We start from the raw sequence: 17359 nt of genomic DNA, 5'->3' as shown, positions 1-17359 counted from the left end.
GATCCGGTTCCAGTTCCGGTACCGGATACAGCGGGGCCTCAGGTGTTTCAGCGAGGACTCAGCATCGGTGCGCCACGGTGAGTGCGCCGACGGATCAAGGGTTCTTCGGCAGCCAGTGCAACCCCCTGAGTCAAGGAGAGCTGTGCCCATGTCCCGTACCCTGCCCCGTTCCTCGGCCGCGAAGCGTCGCGGTGTCGTGCTCGCCGTGGCGGCCGGCGCCCTGGCGCTGGGGGCCGCGGCCCCCGCCTCGGCCTCGGCCTCCCAGGCCTCCTCGGCGTCGGCCTCCGCCGCCAAGGGGAAGACGTCCCACGGCCCGGTCCTCTGTGCGATCCCGGCCGGCGACGACAGCGCCACGCCGACCACGCCGACCACGCCGGGTAAGCCGACCAAGCCGGGCAAGGCGCTCGACCATGTCAAGGCGATCAAGCTGACCAATGCGGGCAAGCCGGCCGGTAAGAAGGCCACCGCGGTGTCGAAGGACCGCTCCCGCGGGCACGACGACACCTGCGTCGTCATCCCCGCCTTCCCGGCCGAGCCCGGCAAGACCTGCAAGGTCGTGGTGATCAAGAGTGGCTCCGGGAAGTCGGACTCCGTTCCCGCGCTCCCCGCGAAGCCGGGCAAGCCCACCACGCCCACCACGCCGGGCAAGCCCGGGAAGCCCGGGAAGCCCCTGCCCACCAAGCCCGGTAAGCCGGGTAAGCCGGGTAAGCCGGGCAAGATCTGCGTGATCGCCCTGCCCAAGGACGCGCACGGGGCCACCAAGTCGTCCGCGGCTGCGAAGACCACGGCGGTCGAGGCGACCCCCGCGACCCGCTCCTGATCCACCGGCCGGTCAAGTGGGGGGCCGGCCGTCAAAAGGCCCGGCGCGCACGGCGCGCCGGGCCTTTCCACGCGCCGTTGAGACCGTGTCGGCGACCGGGAAGCGTACGGCGGGCGAAGGCGTTCACACGGCATGTCGATCATTCACAAGACCACGATGAGTCCGACCAAGCTGGAGCTCCTCACCCCGTGGCTGCCCCAGCAGCCGTGGTACGCCGCCGCGCGGCGCCCGCCGGAGCTGTCCAGGGTCGGGGGTTTCCGGCTCGACGACCCGGCGGGCGAGGTGGGGATCGAGTTCATGGTGGTCCGGGACGACGCCGGGGACCGGCCCGCCTGGTACCACGTACCGCTGACCTACCGCGCGGCGCCGCTCGACGGAGCCGAGCAGGCCCTCATCGGCACGACCGAGCACGGGGTGCTGGGCCGGCGGTGGATCTACGACGGGCCGCATGACCCGGTGCTCGTGGCCCAGTTGGCCGCGCTCCTCCAGGGCCGCGCCGAACCGCAGGCGCAGAGCGAATCCCACACCCCGGACCCGTCGGTCACGGCCGAGGTGACCGGAGCCGGGTTCGACGTCCCGGCCGGGGCCGCGGGGGCTCCGGCCGTCGCGAACGGGCCGGACGGCACCCGTCTGCCGCTGGGCGACGGGGGTCCCGTCCTCCAGGTGACGCGCGTGCTGCGTCCGGAGTCCGGTGCGGAGCCCACCGGGGTCCGGGGCCATGTGACCGCGGGCTGGCGGCTGTCGGAGGGCGGCGAGGCCCGCGGCCGGTATGTCGTGCTGTACGACAGCGACCCGGCGTTCTGACACCTGACACCCCGAACGCCCCTCACCGGGCCGATAGATCCAATGAATTGATGCTCTGGAGGCGAATCGGGGCGATTCGAAGCTCTCTGTATTGACGTGCTCTGCTCATAGATCCTACCTTTCCCGGGGCCACTCCACGAGTTCCAGCAGGGTTCCAGCAAGGTTCCGCAGGGAGGGACATGTCGGAGTACGTACGCTCACGCATCCGGGCGGTCCGGGCGGTCCGGGCGGTCCGGTCGGTCCGGACGCCCAAGACCGTCCGTAAGGCGGCCCCGAGAGCCACCGCCGTCGCGGCCGTCCTAGCCACCCTCGCCACCCTCGGCGCCGCCTTCGGCGGCACCGCCGACGCCGTCGCGCGCGGGCCCCGCCCCGCCGCCGATGTCTATGTCGCGCCCAACGGCGACGACCGCGCGCCCGGCACCCGCACCGCCCCCGTCCGCACCCCCGAGCGCGCCCGCGACCTCGTACGGAAGCGCGTCCCGCACCAAAGCGGCGACCTTACGGTGCACCTCGCGCCGGGCACGTACCGCCTCTCCCGTCCGCTCGTCCTCGACTCCCGTGACTCCGGGGGCAATGGCCACCGCGTCATCTGGCAGGGCAGCGAGGGCACCGTGTTCAGCGGTGGGCGGGCGGTCCGGGGCTGGCGGCCGGTCAAGGGCGGCGCCGGGCTGTGGTCGGCGCCCGCGCCCGCCGGGCTGGACAACACCCGGCAGCTGTATGTGGACGGCGTCCGCGCCCAGCGGGCCCGCGGGCCGATCCCGGTGAACCTCACCGCCACCGCGACCGGCTACACCGCGTCCGCCGACACCCTCGCCCGCTGGCGCAATCCGTCGGACATCGAGTTCGTCTACCCCAGCGGTGAGGCGCTGTGGAACATCCAGCAGTACGGACTCGGCCCGTGGACCGAACCGCGCTGCCCCATCGGCTCGACGACCGGCACCACCGTCACCATGGCCCAGCCGTGCTGGGACAACTCCACCAGGCGCGTGGAGTTCCCCGACATCCCCGGCCGCAGCATCAACATGGTCGGCCCCGCCAAGCTCACCAACGGCGCGCTGCCCGGCTACGTCGAGAACGCCTTCGAGGTCCTGGACCAGCCCGGGGAGTGGTACCTCGACCGGCACACCCGCACCGTCTACTACCGCCCCCGCTCCGGGGAGAACCCGCGCACCGCCGACGTAGAGGCGCCGGTCCTGGAGAAGCTGGTCGACGGGCGGGGCACCGGGCGGGCGCCGCTGCACGACATCGCCCTGCGCGGTATCGAGTTCTCGTACGCCACCTGGCTCACCCCCTCCTCATCCGAGGGCTTCTCCGAGGTGCAGGCGGGCTATACGGTGACCGGCCCGGAGGGCTGGAAGACGCAGGGGCTGTGCGAGTACACCCCGGGCGGCACCTGCCCGTACGCGTCCTGGACCAAGATGCCCGGCAACGTGGCCATCAGCCACGGCCGTGACATCGAGTTCTCCGACGACGCGTTCACCCACCTCGGCGCGGCCGGGCTCGAACTCGGCACCGGGACGAAGAACGCGACCGTACGCGGCAATGTGTTCACCGACATCTCCGGCAACGGCATGGAGATCGGCGGGGTGGACGCCCCACAGCCCGGCAGCGACGCCGACCTCACCCGCGAGGTGTCGGTGACGAACAACCACCTCTACGCGCTGCCCCGCGAGTACCACGGCGGCGTCGCCATCCTCAACGGCTACACCCGCGACAACACCATCGCCCACAACCAGATCGACCATGTCGCCTACTCGGCGATCTCGATGGGCTGGGGCGGCTGGCCCGACAAGATCCGCAAACCGGCCACCGCCAATGTCTCCCGCGACAACAAGGTGGCCGACAACCTCATCTTCGACTACATGCAGGCGCTCGACGACGGCGCCGGCGTCTACACCCAGGGCCTCACCGGAAGTTCCCTCGACAACGGCGAGAAGATCACCGGCAATGTCATCCACGACGGGTGGGGGCTGGGCCGGACCGTCTACACCGACAACGGCTGCACCTACGTGACGGTCCAGGGCAACGTCCTCTACGGCGCCCAGGCCAACGTCCTCAGCGCCCACGTCGACTACCGCGACGACCTCGGCAACAACGACCCGACCCGCATCGTCGGCAACTACTGGGAGCAGGGCGACCCCGACAGGGACGACAAGGGCGTGGTGACCAGCGGCAACCACATCCTGGCCGACCCGTCCAAGGCACCGGCCGACATCGTGGCCGCGGCCGGTCTCGAACCCCGCTACCGGGGGCTGCTCGGCCGTACGTTCGCCGCCGACTCCGTACCCGAAGCGCCCACCCGCGTGGGCGACTTCGCGGCGGACGGCTCGGCGTACGTCACCTGGAACCCGTCGTACGTCGAGGGCGGCGACCCCGTCACGTCGTACACGGTGACCGCTTCGGGCGGTTCGCGGTCCGTCTCCACCACCATCCCGGCCGCCGACTTCAAGCGCACCGCCTACGCGGTCGTCCGCGGGCTCGACAACGGGACCCCGTACACGGTCACCGTCACCGCCCGCAACAAGACCGGCGTGAGCGAGGTGTCCCTCCCCGCGGCCCCCGTGACGCCCACCCCCGGCGGCTCCGGCGCCCTGCCCGGCGCCCCCACCGGTGTGAAGGCCAACGCGGATGCCACGGCCGCGACGGTCTCCTGGACCCCGCCCAAGACCACCGGCGACACCCCGGTCATCGGCTACCGGATCACCGTCTCCGACGGCCGTACCGTCACCGTGACCGGCCGGGACGTCCTGGTCTCCCAGCCCCGGGCCAAGGGGATGCTGCGGGTGGTCGGCAAGCTGCGCCCGGCCACCGCGTACACCTTCTCGGTCGCGGCCCTGACCGCCACGGGCACGGGTCCGTCGGCGGATGTGTCCGTCACGACTTCGAACAGATAAGGGGGCGAAAGCTCAAATCCTGCTCTGAAACGGCACTCATCAGGGTTCATCACCGTTCAGAAAGACAAAACTGACGGTACTTGAGCGGTTCGGATGAACGCGGATGGACGCGGATGGACGGGGGCATTCCGATGTGTGCCATGACCAGACGGCCCGGCCCGGCGGAGCCACCGGCGCTGGACCTCTATGACATCGCCTATCTGGTGGGCGGGCGGCGGTGGGTGATCCAGACCCTCCTGATAGCGCTCCAGGAGCGGGATGTGATCACCCTCCGGCGCTCGCGGATCCGCGCCACGGCGGGGGAGGGGGCCGGTCACCCGGGAGCCGGGCACTCGGGGGCGGAGCACCCGGAGGCCGAGCACCCGGTCGAGCGTGCGCTCATCGCGCTGTGCCCGCGCTCGAAGCCGGTGGACCGGGTGATCCCCGCGCTGCTCGGCGGACCCGAGCTGGCGGAGATCCAGCGTCGGCTCGCCGCCGGCGGACTGCTCACCCGTCTCCGGGGCCGCCCCACCCGCACGGGCAGGCGCCGCGTGGAAGCGGCCGTGCGGGAGGGGGTGCTTCCCTCGTACGTGTTCTACGGCCCCGTCGTCGTCCCGGAACCGGCCCGGCGCAGGGCCGTCAGCGACGCGATACCCATCCCGACCGGCGACCCGGCCTACTGGGACCGGAACCTCCTCATCGCCTACGACCCCGGGTACCTCGACCAGGAGTCCTTCCACACCGCGCATGGGTGGGGCGACGACCGTGGCGGGAGCTACGGCGGCGACCACGGCCGCCATGGCGGTCACGGGGGCGACTACGGCGGGAGCCACCACTCCTGCGGTGGCGGTGGCGGCGGAGGCGGTGGCGGCGGCAGCGACTAGGCCTGTCCGACGGAGGCGCCGCCTGCGGCGGGCCACTCCCCTCCCCGCCCCTTCCCGAAACCGGGGCTCCGCCCCAGACCCCGGTCAGACGACCCCGATGCGCACGGTCATCCGCCGCGCCAGCACGCCGATGGCGATCAGCCCGTGGGTGCAGGTGTTCGCGGTGGCGTCGGCTCCGCCCCAGACTCCGGCCGGACGACCCCGATGCGTACGGTCATGCGCCGTGTCGGCGTGCCGATGGCGAGCAGCTCGTCGGTGCAGGTGTTCGCGGTGGCGTCGGTCGGCTTGTCGATCCCTCCGCGGGGTCCAGGGGCGGGAACCGGGGCTCCGCCCCAGCCCCCGGCCGGACGACCCCGATGCGCATGGTCATCCGCCACGCCGGCGTGCCGGTGGTGATCAGTGCGTCGGTGCAGGTGTTCGGGGCGGTGACGGTTGGCTTGTCGATCCCTCCGCGGGGTCCAGTGGCGGGAACCGGGGCTTCGCCCCAGTCCCCGGTCGGCCGACCCTGATGCGTACGGTCATGCGCCGTGTCGGCGTGCCGGTGGTGATCAGTGCGTCGGTGCAGGTGTTCGGGGCGGTGACGGTTGGCTCGCGGCCCCGGCGGGGCGCGCCCCGCCCCCCCCCCCCCCTACGGGAAGGGGCGGGGAGGGGAAAGACCCGCCGGACACCCCCCGTAACCCACGACCGTCCGTAGCGGCTGAGCCCATCCTCAAGCGGTGGCCGTGTCCTCGTAAGGGGAGGGGCAGCCAACCGTGGCGGTCACGGCCGTCAGCAGCACCACCGAGTCCTCCAGCGCCCGCAACCCGTGCCGTTCGTGCGGCAACTCCTGCACCTGGCCCGCGATGAGATCCAGCCGGTCACCGCCGCCGGTCAGCCGTACATGCCCGTGCAGCACCTGGAGGCTGGCCGCCGGGGGAGCGTTGTGCTCGTCGAGCTCACAGCCGGAGACCATGGCGATCACGCTCTGCCGCAGCGGACCGTCGTGCAGGAACAGATGGGCGCTGCGCCCGTGCGGATCGGCCTTGGCCTGGTCCAGATGGTGGCGCGCGAGCGTGGTGAGGTCATCCATGAGTGCCCCTCGATCGGTCCGGTCTGATCGTCGGCGGGTTCCCTCAATCCTCACCGGCTAGCGTGGTGGGCGCCAGTCCGCAGCCGCGCCGTGCAGCCGCGCCGTGCAGCCGGGCCGTGCAACCGCCCCGCGCAACCGCCCCGTGGAGAGAGGTACCGCAGCAGTGGCCGACTACCTGACCGTACTGACCACCACCGACACCCCCGAGAAGGCCGAGGCGCTGGCCCGCGGGGCGATCGAGGCCCGGCTGGCGGCTTGCGCGCAGATCAGCCAGCCCGTGACCTCCGTGTACCGGTGGGAGGGGGAGGTCGAGACGGCGGCCGAGTGGCAGGTGCTGTTCAAGACCACCGCCGCGCGCTACGACGAGCTGGAGGCGCATATCCGCGAGGCGCACGACTACGAGACCCCCGAGGTCATCGCGACGCCCATCGTGAACGGCAGCGAGGACTACCTGGCGTGGGTGGTGTCGGAAACGACGATCGGCTGACGGCGATCGAGGCCGGGGCGTGGGGCTCAAGGAGATCCGGGGCAACCGCTCATCGCGCGCCCGAGCCCGAGCCCGCGCCCGAGCCCCGCTCCGCCAGCGCCTCCTCGATCCCCCGCTCCCGTGGCCCCAGAAAGTGCGGATCCGGCTCGAACGCCGCGTCCAGCGCCGCCTTGCCCGCCGCCACGACCTCCCGCGTGCCGCCGAAGTACCAGGTCACATCGTGCGGCTCGTCGACCGCGACCCCGTACGCGTCGATCCCCGCCGCCCCACACAGCGCCAGCGCCCGGCGGACATGGAACCCCTGGCTCACCAGCACCGCCTTGTGCACCCCGAAGACTCGCCGGGCCCGGCTGCAGGAGTCCCAGGTGTCGAACCCCGCGAAGTCGCTCACGATCCGCCGGTCCGGGACCCCGCGCTTGACGAGATACGCGCGCATCGCGTCCGGTTCGTCGTAGTCATGGCGGCTGTTATCCCCCGTGACCAGCAGCGCACGGACCCTGCCGTCCTTGTAGAGCCGTACGGCGGCGTCCAGCCGGTGCGCCAGATACGGCGACGGCTCCCCGTTCCACAACCCTGCCCCGAAGACCACTCCGACCGGGGCCGAGGGTACATCGGCGACCGTATGGATCCGGTCGTCCGTGCTCAGCCGCAGCCAGGTCGCGGGGAGCAGGGCCAGTACGCACACCAGGACGCTCCCCCGCACCAGCCGCCGCCACCCCCGCCGCGTCCTCGGCAACCGCCCCCGCACCCACCCCGGCATGCGCTCCCCCTCCCGCCTTACCGATCCGGTCGCGCTGTGGGACGTCGAGGAGGGGCGCGGCGGTTGCCTCACCCGGCCCAGGTGACGCGTACCACGGCGATCAGCTGCTGGCTGGGCACCGGCAGGAAGTACAGCAGCCCCACGGGGTCGTACTCCCACCTCCACGCATCACTCACGCACCGATCTCCTCGCCCGCAGCCCGCAGGATGCGGCCGATCTCGCTCGCCGCCGCGCGAGCCTCTTCCGGGTCGGCCAGCGGCTCGGTGCGGGGCTGCCGCCCGGATAGGGTGAGTGACCTCCCCGTCAGCGAAAACCAGCAGGTGATCCCCGTCATGCCCCCGATTCCCACCGCAGAGCTCCACCTCCATATCGAGGGCACCCTGGAGCCCGATCTGGCCTTCGCGCTCGCCGGGCGCAATGGGGTCGAGCTGCCGTTCGCCACCCAGGAGGAGCTGCGGGCCGCGTACTCCTTCGGCGATCTCCAGGACTTCCTGGACCTCTACTACGCGCTGATGACCGTGCTGCGCACCGAGGACGACTTCGCCGACCTCACCAACGCGTATCTGGCCCGCGCCCGTGCGCAGGGCGTACGGCATGCGGAGATCTTCTTCGACCCGCAGGCGCACACCGCGCGCGGCGTCGAGATCGACACGGTCATCCGTGGGATCGGCCGTGCGCTGGACGCCGCGCCGGGCGCGTACGGCATCACCACGCGCCTGATCATGTGCTTCCTGCGCGACGAGAGCGCCGAGTCGGCCCTGGCCACGTTCGAGGCGGCCCGCCCCCACCTGGACCGGATCGCCGCCGTCGGCCTGGACTCGGCGGAGGTCGGGAACCCGCCGTCGAAGTTCCGCGAGGTGTACGCGCTGGCGCGGCAGGCCGGGCTGAAGTGCGTCGCGCACGCGGGGGAGGAGGGGCCGCCCGCGTATGTGTGGGAGGCGCTCGACGTCCTCGGCGTGGACCGCGTCGACCACGGGGTGCGGAGCCTGGAGGACGAGGCGCTGGTGGCCCGGCTGGTCGCGGACCGGACCCCGCTGACCGTCTGCCCCCTGTCGAACGTCCGGCTGCGCGTCGTGGACCGCCTCGATGACCATCCGCTGCCCGCGATGCTGGACGCCGGTCTGCTGGTGACGGTCAACTCCGACGACCCCGCCTATTTCGGCGGCTACGTGGGCGACAACTACACCGCAGTACGGGACGCGCTCGGCCTCGACGAGGCCACCCTGCGCACCCTGGCCCGCAACTCCTTCCAGGCCGCCTTCCTGGACGAGGAGACGCGGGCGGCGTACCTGAAGGAGGTCGAGAGCTGGAGCTGACGCTGACGCTGACGCCGACGCCGACGCCGACGTCGACCGGCAGCGGTCAGCCCTCGGTCGGCTCCAGCCGCACCGCGCACACCTTGAACTCCGGCATCCGCGACACCGGATCCAGCGCCGGGTTCGTCACCGTGTTGGCCCGCCCCGGCCCCGCCCAGTGGAACGGCATGAACACCGTGTCCGGCCGGATGTCCCGGCTGATACGGGCCGGGGCCACGGCGCGGCCGCGCCGGGAGACCACCGCGATCGACGCGCCCTCGTCCACCCCCAGCCGCTCGGCGAGCAGCGGGTGGAGCTGGACGTAAGGGCCGGGCGCGGCCTCGTTGAGCTCGCCGACGCGCCGGGTCTGGGCGCCGGACTGGTACTGGGCCAGCACCCGGCCCGTCGTCAGCAGCACCGGGTACTCCGCGTCCGGCTCCTCGGCCGCCGGGCGATGGCTGACGGGGGCGAAGCGGGCCCGGCCGTCGGCCGTGGCGAAGCGGTCGAGGAAGAGGCGGGGCGTACCGGGGTGCGGGTGGGTTCCCGCGCTTACGGGGTCGGCCGGGCTTACGGGGTCGGCCGGGCTTACGGAGTCGGCCGGGCTCGCGGGGTCGGCCGGGCCCACGGATTCGGCTGGGCGCACGGGGTCGGCCGGGCTCGCGGGGGCGGCCGCGCTTACGGGGTCGGCTGCGCGCACGGATTCGGCCGGGCGCACGGATTCGGCCCCCGCCGAGTCGTCCCGTTCCGCGCTCTCCGGGCAGGGCCAGAACACCCCGTCCTCCTCCGCGATCCTCCGGTACGTGATGCCCGAGTAGTCCGCCGGGCCCCCGGCCGAGGCCCGTCGCAGCTCCTCGAAGACCTCCTCCGCGTCCGCCGGGAACCCCTTCTCCCAGCCGAGCCGGGCCGCGAGCCCGCTCAGCACCCACAGGTCCGTCCGGACGCCCGGCGGCGGGGTGAGGGCCGCCCGGCGGAGGAGGACCCGGCCCTCCAGGTTGGTCATGGTCCCGGTCTCCTCGGCCCACTGGGCCACCGGCAGCACCACATCGGCGAGCGCGGCGGTCTCCGAGAGCACGACGTCGGCGACCGCCAGGAAGTCCAGCGACCGCAGCCGGGACTCCACATGGGCCGCGCGAGGGGCGGAGACCAGCGGGTTGGAGCCCATCAGCAGCAGCGCCCGGACGTCCTGTCCGAGCGCGTCCAGGAGTTCGTACGCGCTGCGCCCCGGCCCCGGGAGGTCGTCGGGTTCGACGCCCCATACGGCCGCCACATGGGCGCGCGCGGCCGGGTCGTCGAGCTTGCGGTAGCCGGGCAGCTGATCGGCCTTCTGGCCGTGTTCGCGGCCGCCCTGGCCGTTGCCCTGGCCGGTCAGGCAGCCGTAGCCGGACAGCGGGCGGCCCGCGCGGCCGGTGGCCAGGCACAGGTTGATCCACGCGCCGACGGTGTCGGTGCCCTTGGACTGCTGCTCGGGCCCCCGGGCGGTCAGCACCATGGAGCTCTCGGCGTCGCAGAACATCGTGACGGCCTTACGGAGCTCAGGAACCGGGACGCCCGTGATCCGCTCCACGAGCTCCGGCCAGTGGGCCATCGCGGCGGCCCGCGCCTCGGGCCAGCCGCTGGTGCGCCGTTCGACGAACTCCTCGTCCACCCGGCCCTCCGCGACCACCAGGTGCAGCAGCCCCAGCGCGAGCGCGAGATCGGTGCCGGGGCGCGGCGCCAGATGCAGATCCGCCTGCTCGGCCGTACGGGTCCGCCGGGGATCGACCACGATCAGCCGGCCGCCCGCCTCCTTCAGCTCGGTCAGATAGCGCAGCGCGGGCGGCATGGTCTCGGCCAGATTCGAGCCGACGAGGACGACGCATCCGGTGCGGGCCACGTCCGCCAGCGGGAACGGCAGCCCTCGGTCCAGCCCGAAGGCCCGCTGATGGGCGGCGGCGGCCGAGGACATGCAGAACCGGCCGTTGTAGTCGATCTGTGAGGTGCCGAGCACCACCCGGGCGAACTTGCCCAGCGCGTACGCCTTCTCGTTCGTCAGCCCGCCGCCGCCGAAGACGCCCACCGCGTCGCGGCCGTACGCCCGGCCGGTGGACTCCAGGCCCTCGGCGATCCGGTCGAGGGCCTCCTCCCAGGTGGCCGGTTCGAGCCGACCGGTGTCAGGGCGGCGGACCAGCGGCTCGGTCAGACGCACCCGGGAGGAGAGCACGGCGGGCGCGGTGCGGCCCTTACCGCACAGCGCGCCACGGTTGACGGGGAACGCGGTGCGCTCGACGACCTCGACACCGACCGGCCGACCGGCCGGCCCGTCACCAGGTCCGTCACCAGGTCCGCCGCCCGGCCCGTCACCAGGTCCGCCGCCCGGCGGCACCGGGCGCAGCGTCATACCGCACTGCAGCGAACAGTAAGGGCAGTGCGTATCGACGGGGTCGGAGGAGGCGGGGGAGTGCTCCCCGGGAACCGGAACGTGCGCCATGCGAAGGAGCGTGCTACGGCCGTGTTACAGCCCGCGTCGCCTCGCATTACGGCTGCGGGAAGCGGATCTCAGCACGGCGCCGGGCGGCCGGTGAAGTCGGCGCAATCACCTGTGACGGCCACGCAATGGCGGTGCAATCTGCCGCTGCCAGGCTCTCGTCATGACGTCCCACCCTGCTCCTCCCGGTCAACCTGGCCCTCCACTCGGCCCTCATGGCCCCGACTGCACGGCGGACTTCGACAGTGCCCAGCGGATCATGACCCGGTTCACCGCACAGCTCACCACCCAGCTCGACCGGCTGGGCCAAGGCGGTCTCCGCCGGGGTGGCCGCGACCGCCCGCCGACGCTCGTCGCCGTCGCCCACGGCAGCCGGGACCCCGAGGCGCTGCGCACCGCGAACGCCCTCCTGGACCGCGTCCGCGCGCTCCGCCCCGGGCTGCCCGTACGCCTCGGCCATATCGAGCTCAACCGGCCGCTGCTGACCGACACACTGGCCGCGCTGCGCGGCGAGGCGGTGCTCGTCCCGCTGCTGCTGAGCCGCGGCCACCACATCAAACAGGACATCCCGGACGCCGTCGCCGCCGCGCCCCACCTCACCGCCCGGATCGCCGCCCCGCTCGGCCCGGACCCGCTGCTCGCCGAGGCCCTGCACGCCCGGCTGGCGGAGGCAGGCCCACGGGCCGCGGCTCCGCACGGGACGGGCGGCGTCGTCCTCGCCGCCGCGGGCTCCCGCGACCCGGACGCGGCCGTCGACACGGCCCGTACCGCCGCCCTGCTCAGCGCCCGGCTCGGCGGGGTGCCCGTGCTGCCCGGCTACGCCTCCGGCTCCGGCCCCACCGTGCCCGAGGCCGTCCGCGCCCTGACCGCGCTCGGCCACGACCGGATCGCGGTCGCCTCCTACTTCACCGCGCCCGGCCGCTTCGCGGCCCAGTGCGCGCACGCCGCCCCCGGCCTCGCGGCCGCCCCGCTCGGCGCCCATCCGGCGGTGGCGCGTCTCGTACTGCGCCGTTACGAACAGGCGCTGGCCTCTGCGCCCTTGTCACACCCGGCGGCTACCGTCGGTGTATGAGTCCCAGCGCACCACCTGAACCGGAACCGGATCCGGCCGCCTCGGCCGGTGTCCCTTCGGCCGGTGTCCCTTCCACCGGTGCCGCCTCGACAGGTGTCCCTTCGACCGGTGCCTCCGAGGCCGACCCCCGCCGCGTCCCCGGCTACGCCGCGGCGGACCTCGAGCGCTGGGCGCCCGAGCCGGACAAGCGGCCGGGCCGGACCGCCTTCCAGCGGGACCGGGCGCGGGTGCTGCACTCCGCTGCGCTGCGCAGACTGGCCGGGAAGACCCAGGTGGTGCCCGCCGCACCGGCCGCCGACCCCGGACCGGCCGGGCGCGCCCCGGCCTTCGACGCCACGCCACGCACCCGGCTGACCCACTCCCTGGAGTGCGCCCAGGTGGGCCGTGAGCTGGGGGCCGCCCTCGGCTGCGACCCGGATCTGGTGGAGACGGCCTGTCTCGCCCACGACCTCGGCCATCCGCCGTTCGGGCACAACGGCGAGCGGGTGCTCAACGAGATCGCCGAGCCCTGCGGCGGCTTCGAGGGAAACGCGCAGTCGCTGCGGCTGCTGGCCCGGCTGGAGCCGAAGCGGTTCGTGCCCGGCCGGGGCACCGGCGAGCCGGTGAGCGTCGGGCTCAACCTCACCCGCGCCGCGCTGGACGCCGCCACCAAGTACCCCTGGCCGCGCGGCGGCCATCCGCACGGCCCCCGCTCCCCGAAGTTCGGGGTCTATGAGGACGACGCCCCGATCTTCGAGTGGTACCGGCAGGGCGCCCCCGAGGGCCGTACGACCTTCGAGGCCCAGGTCATGGACTGGTCCGACGATGTCGCCTACTCCGTCCACGACGTCGAGGACGGGCTGCACGCGGGCCATCTGAGCCCCGCGAGCCTGCTCGCCGAGCCCGAGCGCCGCGAGGTCTTCGCCGTCGCCGCCGATCGCTACGCCCCGGGGGCCGAGCCCGACGAGCTGGCCGAGGCGCTGGACCGGCTGCTGGGCCAGGAGTGGTGGCCGCACGGCTACGACGGCTCGTCCGTCGCCCAAGCCCGCCTCAAGGACGCCACCAGCCAGCTCATCGGCCGCTTCTGCCTGGCCGCCGAGGGCGCCACCCGCGCCGCGTACGGCACGGGCCGCTTCACCCGCTACCACGCCGAGCTGGTCGTCCCTCGCGCCACCCGTCTGGAGTGCGCGGTCCTCAAGGCGGTCGCCGACCGGTATGTGATCCAGCGCGCCGACCAGGAGCTGGTCCGGGCCGATCAGCGCGTGGTCATCGCCGAGCTGGGCGAGGCCCTGATCGCCCGCGCCCCCGACGGCCTGGACCCCCAGTTCCGCGCGCTCTTCGACGCGGCCGGGGACGACCGGGGCCGGCTGCGGGCCATTGTCGACCAGATCGCCTCCCTGACCGACACCTCGGCCCGGGGGCTCCACGCCCGGCTCACCGGTTGAAGCCGGGAGCCGGAAGCCGGAAGCCGGGAGCCGGAAATCGGGAGCCGGAAGCCGGTAGTCGCTCGCCGGATACGGCTTCCGCGCACACATACGGCCTACCGGCCCTTCCGGACGCACGCCCGGTGCGGGAGGCTCCCCTGTGACACAGCTTTCGGCACATCCTCTCGGCACCGCTTTCTCGGCACATCTTCTCGACACGGCATTTAGGACGGCATTCGGAGCGCACGACCTGACACGACCGGGGTAAGGCACCTAGAGGAACTGCTCGGCACCGCTCGGCAGCGAGGAGGACACAAGTGGTGGACGCACACCAGACATTCGTCATCGTCGGAGGGGGCTTGGCCGGGGCGAAAGCCGCGGAAACCCTTCGAGCGGAGGGTTTCACCGGGCGGGTGATTCTCATCGGTGACGAACGCGACCACCCCTATGAACGGCCCCCGCTCTCCAAGGGCTTCCTCACCGGCAGCCAGGAGCGCGACAGCGTCTTCGTCCACGAGCCCGCCTGGTACGCCCAGTCCGATATCGAGCTCCACCTCGGCCTGCCCGCCGTCCACCTGGACCGCGCCGCCAAGGCGGTGACCCTGGGCGACGGCGCCCGGGTCCACTACGACCGGCTGCTGCTGGCCACCGGTGCCGAGCCGCGCCGCCTCGACATCCCCGGCACCGATCTGGCCGGGGTCCACCATCTGCGCCGGCTCGCCCACGCCGAGCGGCTCAAGGGCGTCCTCACCACCCTCGGCCGGGACAACGGCCAGCTGGTCATCGCGGGCGCGGGCTGGATCGGCCTCGAGGTCGCGGCCGCCGCCCGTGGCTACGGCGCCGAGGTGACCATCGTCGAGCCCGAGCCCACCCCGCTCCACCCCGTCCTCGGCCCCGAGCTGGGCGCCCTCTTCGCCGACCTCCACGGCGAGCACGGCGTCCGCTTCCACTTCGGTGCCCGCCTTACCGAGATCACCGGCCAGGACGGCATGGTGCTGGCCGCCCTTACCGACGACGGCGAGGAGCACCCCGCCCACAGCGTGCTGGCCGCCATCGGCGCAGCCCCGCGCATCGCCCTCGCCGAGGCCGCGGGCCTCGAGGTGGTGGACCGCGCGGCGGGCGGCGGCATCGCGGTCGACGCCTCGCTGCGCACCAGCGACCCGGACATCTTCGCGGCGGGCGACGTGGCCTCCGCCCCGCTCGCGTTCCTCGAGGGCACCCCCGTACGGGCCGCGCTCCCGCCGAGCGCGCGGCTGCGCGTCGAGCACTGGGCCAACGCCCTGAACGGCGGTCCGGCGGCGGCCCGCGCCATGCTCGGCCAGGACGTCGCGTACGACCGGGTGCCGTACTTCTTCTCCGACCAGTACGACGTCGGCCTGGAGTACTCCGGCTACGCCCCGCCCGGCAGTTACGACCAGGTGCTGGTGCGCGGCGATGTCGGCAAGCGGCAGTTCATCGCCTTCTGGCTGAACGACGGCCGCCTGCTCGCGGGCATGAACGTCAACGTCTGGGACGTCACCGAATCGATCCAACGGCTCATCCGCGGCGGGCAGCAGCTCGACCCGGCGGCCCTGGCCGACCCGGCCGTCCCGCTCACCTCGCTCCTTCCGTAGGCCCGTAGGCCCGTAGGCCCGTAGGTCCATAGGTCCTCGGGCCCTCGGACGCCTCGGAACACCGGGGTCCGGCAGGCGGCGGACAGCCGTGTCGGACCCCGGCCGTAGAATTCGGGCGTGGCAGGCAGGATCAACGATGACGACGTGAAGGCGGTACGGGCAGCGGTCCCGATCGACGCCGTCGTATCCGAATACCTCCAGCTGCGTAACGCGGGGGGTGGCAATCTCAAGGGCCTGTGCCCCTTCCACGACGAGAAGAGCCCGTCCTTCCAGGTCAGCCCCAGCAAGGGGCTCTACTACTGCTTCGGCTGCCAGGAGGGCGGCGACACGGTCGACTTCATCATGAAGATCGACCACCTCTCCTTCGCCGAGACCATCGAGCGGCTGGCCTCCCAGTCCGGGATCACCCTGCGCTACGAGGAGGGGGGCTACACCCCCGGCCGCCAGCAGGGCGAGCGCACCCGGCTGGTCGAGGCCCACAAGGTGGCCGCGCAGTTCTATATCGAGCAGCTGGACAGTCCCGAGGCGGAGATCGGCCGGAAGTTCCTCGCCGAGCGCGGCTTCGACCAGGCCGCGGCGCAGCACTTCGGCGTGGGCTACAGCCCGGCCGGCTGGGACCACCTCGTCCGCTATCTGCGCGGCCGCGGCTTCACCGACCAGGAGCTGATCCTCTCCGGACTCGCCCAGGAGAGCCGCCGCAATCCGATCGACCGCTTCCGGGGCCGTCTGATGTGGCCGATCCGGGACATCTCCGGTGAGGTCGTCGGCTTCGGCGCCCGGAAGCTCCGCGAGGACGACAACGGCCCGAAGTACCTCAACACCCCCGAGACCCCGCTCTACCGGAAGTCCCAGGTCCTCTACGGCATCGACCTCGCGAAGAAGGACATCGCCAAGTCCAGCCGGGCGGTGGTCGTCGAGGGCTATACGGACGTCATGGCCTGCCATCTCGCGGGGGTCACCACCGCCATCGCCACCTGCGGCACGTCCTTCGGCGGCGACCACATCAAGATCCTCCGACGGCTGCTGATGGACAACTCGGGCGCCGAGGTGGTTTTCACCTTCGACGGCGACGCGGCGGGCCAGAAGGCGGCCCTGCGTGCCTTCGAGGACGACCAGAAGTTCGCCGCCGAGACCTACATCGCGATCACCCCGGGCGGGATGGACCCCTGCGAGCTGCGGCTCGCGGAGGGCGACGACGCCGTCAAGTCGCTGGTCGAGAACCGCACCCAGCTGTTCGAGTTCGCCATCCGGCAGATCATCGCGCGTCACAACCTGGACACGGCGGTGGGGCGCGCCGCCGCGCTGGAGGAGGCGGCGCCCGTCGTCGCCGGGATCAAGAACAGCTCCATCCAGCACGAGTCGGCGGTCCATCTCGCGGGTCTGCTCGGCATCCTCGACACCCAGTTCGTCGTGCGGCGCGTCTCACAGCTGGCCCGCTGGGCGCGGGAACGCGGCCGCGGCGCGGGCGGCGACCAGCGCGGCCGGGGCGACCAGCGCGGCGGTCCCGGGGGCGACGGACCGCGGCAGCGCCACCGAGGCGAGCCGGAGGCCCATGGCGGCTCGCAAGCCCAGGGCGCCCCGGTGCCCCCGCGCGGTCCCGCCCTGAATCTGCGCAGCCCCGCCCATCGCGTCGAGCGCGAGCTGCTCAAGCTGGCGCTGCAACACCCCCACCTGGTCTCCCCGGCCTTCGACGCCTACGGCATCGACGTGTTCACCCCCCCCCCCGACGGCGGGGGGGGGCGGCGCGCAGAGGGCGCGGGGGGGGGGGGCGCGCCCGCGCGGCGCGGAAGGAGCCCGGGGGGGGGGGGGGGGCGC

General features: G+C 73.1%; 14 protein-coding genes. 10 read left to right on the top strand and 4 right to left on the bottom strand.

The window, feature by feature from the left end:
- The first annotated feature begins 148 nt into the window (after positions 1 to 148).
- The 4 genes from ACFXB5_RS45795 (at position 149) to ACFXB5_RS45780 (ending at position 5381) form a co-directional block, all read left to right on the top strand.
- Positions 149 to 820, top strand: coding sequence for a hypothetical protein (locus ACFXB5_RS45795; protein ID WP_385219907.1), 672 nt, complete (start codon positions 149 to 151; stop codon positions 818 to 820).
- A 132-nt stretch (positions 821 to 952) separates the two neighbouring features.
- The gene (locus ACFXB5_RS45790) at positions 953 to 1624 is read left to right on the top strand and encodes a 1,4-alpha-glucan branching protein (RefSeq protein ID WP_385219906.1); all 672 of its coding nucleotides are present in this window, start codon (positions 953 to 955) and stop codon (positions 1622 to 1624) included.
- Between the two features lie 179 nt (positions 1625 to 1803).
- Positions 1804 to 4518: a fibronectin type III domain-containing protein gene (locus tag ACFXB5_RS45785; protein ID WP_385219904.1), complete on the top strand. Its 2715-nt coding sequence runs from the start codon at positions 1804 to 1806 to the stop codon at positions 4516 to 4518.
- A 140-nt stretch (positions 4519 to 4658) separates the two neighbouring features.
- The gene (locus tag ACFXB5_RS45780) at positions 4659 to 5381 is read left to right on the top strand and encodes a TIGR04222 domain-containing membrane protein (RefSeq protein WP_385219903.1); all 723 of its coding nucleotides are present in this window, start codon (positions 4659 to 4661) and stop codon (positions 5379 to 5381) included.
- 709 nt (positions 5382 to 6090) lie between these two features.
- Here ACFXB5_RS45780 and ACFXB5_RS45775 read toward each other — a convergent pair.
- Complete coding sequence (locus tag ACFXB5_RS45775) at positions 6091 to 6450, bottom strand: cupin (protein WP_385219901.1); 360 nt, start codon at positions 6448 to 6450, stop codon at positions 6091 to 6093.
- Positions 6451 to 6613: 163 nt separating this feature from the next.
- Here ACFXB5_RS45775 and cutA point away from each other — a divergent pair, with 163 nt between their 5' ends.
- Positions 6614 to 6937, top strand: coding sequence for a divalent-cation tolerance protein CutA (gene cutA, locus ACFXB5_RS45770; protein WP_020871507.1), 324 nt, complete (start codon positions 6614 to 6616; stop codon positions 6935 to 6937).
- A 49-nt stretch (positions 6938 to 6986) separates the two neighbouring features.
- Here the strand turns inward: cutA and ACFXB5_RS45765 are convergent, their stop codons facing one another.
- Both ACFXB5_RS45765 and ACFXB5_RS45760 read right to left on the bottom strand, forming a co-directional pair.
- A complete protein-coding gene (locus tag ACFXB5_RS45765; RefSeq protein ID WP_385219899.1) occupies positions 6987 to 7697 on the bottom strand; it encodes a vancomycin high temperature exclusion protein in 711 nt (236 codons plus the stop codon).
- A gap of 172 nt (positions 7698 to 7869) precedes the next feature.
- Positions 7870 to 8031, bottom strand: a complete 162-nt coding sequence (locus tag ACFXB5_RS45760) for a hypothetical protein (protein WP_385219897.1) — start codon at positions 8029 to 8031, stop codon at positions 7870 to 7872.
- On the opposite strand from ACFXB5_RS45760, the gene ACFXB5_RS45755 reads away from it, so the two are divergent.
- Positions 8030 to 9013 (top strand): adenosine deaminase, encoded by a 984-nt coding sequence (locus tag ACFXB5_RS45755; protein ID WP_385219895.1) that lies wholly within the window; start codon positions 8030 to 8032, stop codon positions 9011 to 9013. The two genes, ACFXB5_RS45760 and ACFXB5_RS45755, sit on opposite strands and share 2 nt — an antisense overlap.
- 46 nt (positions 9014 to 9059) lie before the next feature.
- Here ACFXB5_RS45755 and ACFXB5_RS45750 read toward each other — a convergent pair whose 3' ends face one another.
- Positions 9060 to 11459: a molybdopterin oxidoreductase family protein gene (locus ACFXB5_RS45750; protein WP_385219893.1), complete on the bottom strand. Its 2400-nt coding sequence runs from the start codon at positions 11457 to 11459 to the stop codon at positions 9060 to 9062.
- Positions 11460 to 11715: 256 nt separating this feature from the next.
- On the opposite strand from ACFXB5_RS45750, the gene ACFXB5_RS45745 reads away from it, so the two are divergent.
- The 4 genes from ACFXB5_RS45745 to dnaG form a co-directional block, all read left to right on the top strand.
- The gene (locus ACFXB5_RS45745) at positions 11716 to 12528 is read left to right on the top strand and encodes a sirohydrochlorin chelatase (RefSeq protein WP_385219892.1); all 813 of its coding nucleotides are present in this window, start codon (positions 11716 to 11718) and stop codon (positions 12526 to 12528) included.
- Complete coding sequence (locus ACFXB5_RS45740; RefSeq protein ID WP_385219890.1) at positions 12525 to 13952, top strand: deoxyguanosinetriphosphate triphosphohydrolase; 1428 nt, start codon at positions 12525 to 12527, stop codon at positions 13950 to 13952. Before ACFXB5_RS45745 ends, ACFXB5_RS45740 begins: the two co-directional genes overlap by 4 nt.
- A gap of 296 nt (positions 13953 to 14248) precedes the next feature.
- Positions 14249 to 15544, top strand: a complete 1296-nt coding sequence (locus tag ACFXB5_RS45735) for an NAD(P)/FAD-dependent oxidoreductase (protein ID WP_385219888.1) — start codon at positions 14249 to 14251, stop codon at positions 15542 to 15544.
- A gap of 117 nt (positions 15545 to 15661) precedes the next feature.
- Positions 15662 to 17359 (top strand): DNA primase (dnaG, locus tag ACFXB5_RS45730; protein WP_385219886.1); only part of this gene is annotated, 1698 nt, incomplete at its 3' end.

The organism is Streptomyces sp. NPDC059455, assembly GCF_042750115.1.
Classification (GTDB): domain Bacteria; phylum Actinomycetota; class Actinomycetes; order Streptomycetales; family Streptomycetaceae; genus Streptomyces; species Streptomyces endocoffeicus.
This window is presented reverse-complemented; position numbering and strand designations above follow the sequence as displayed.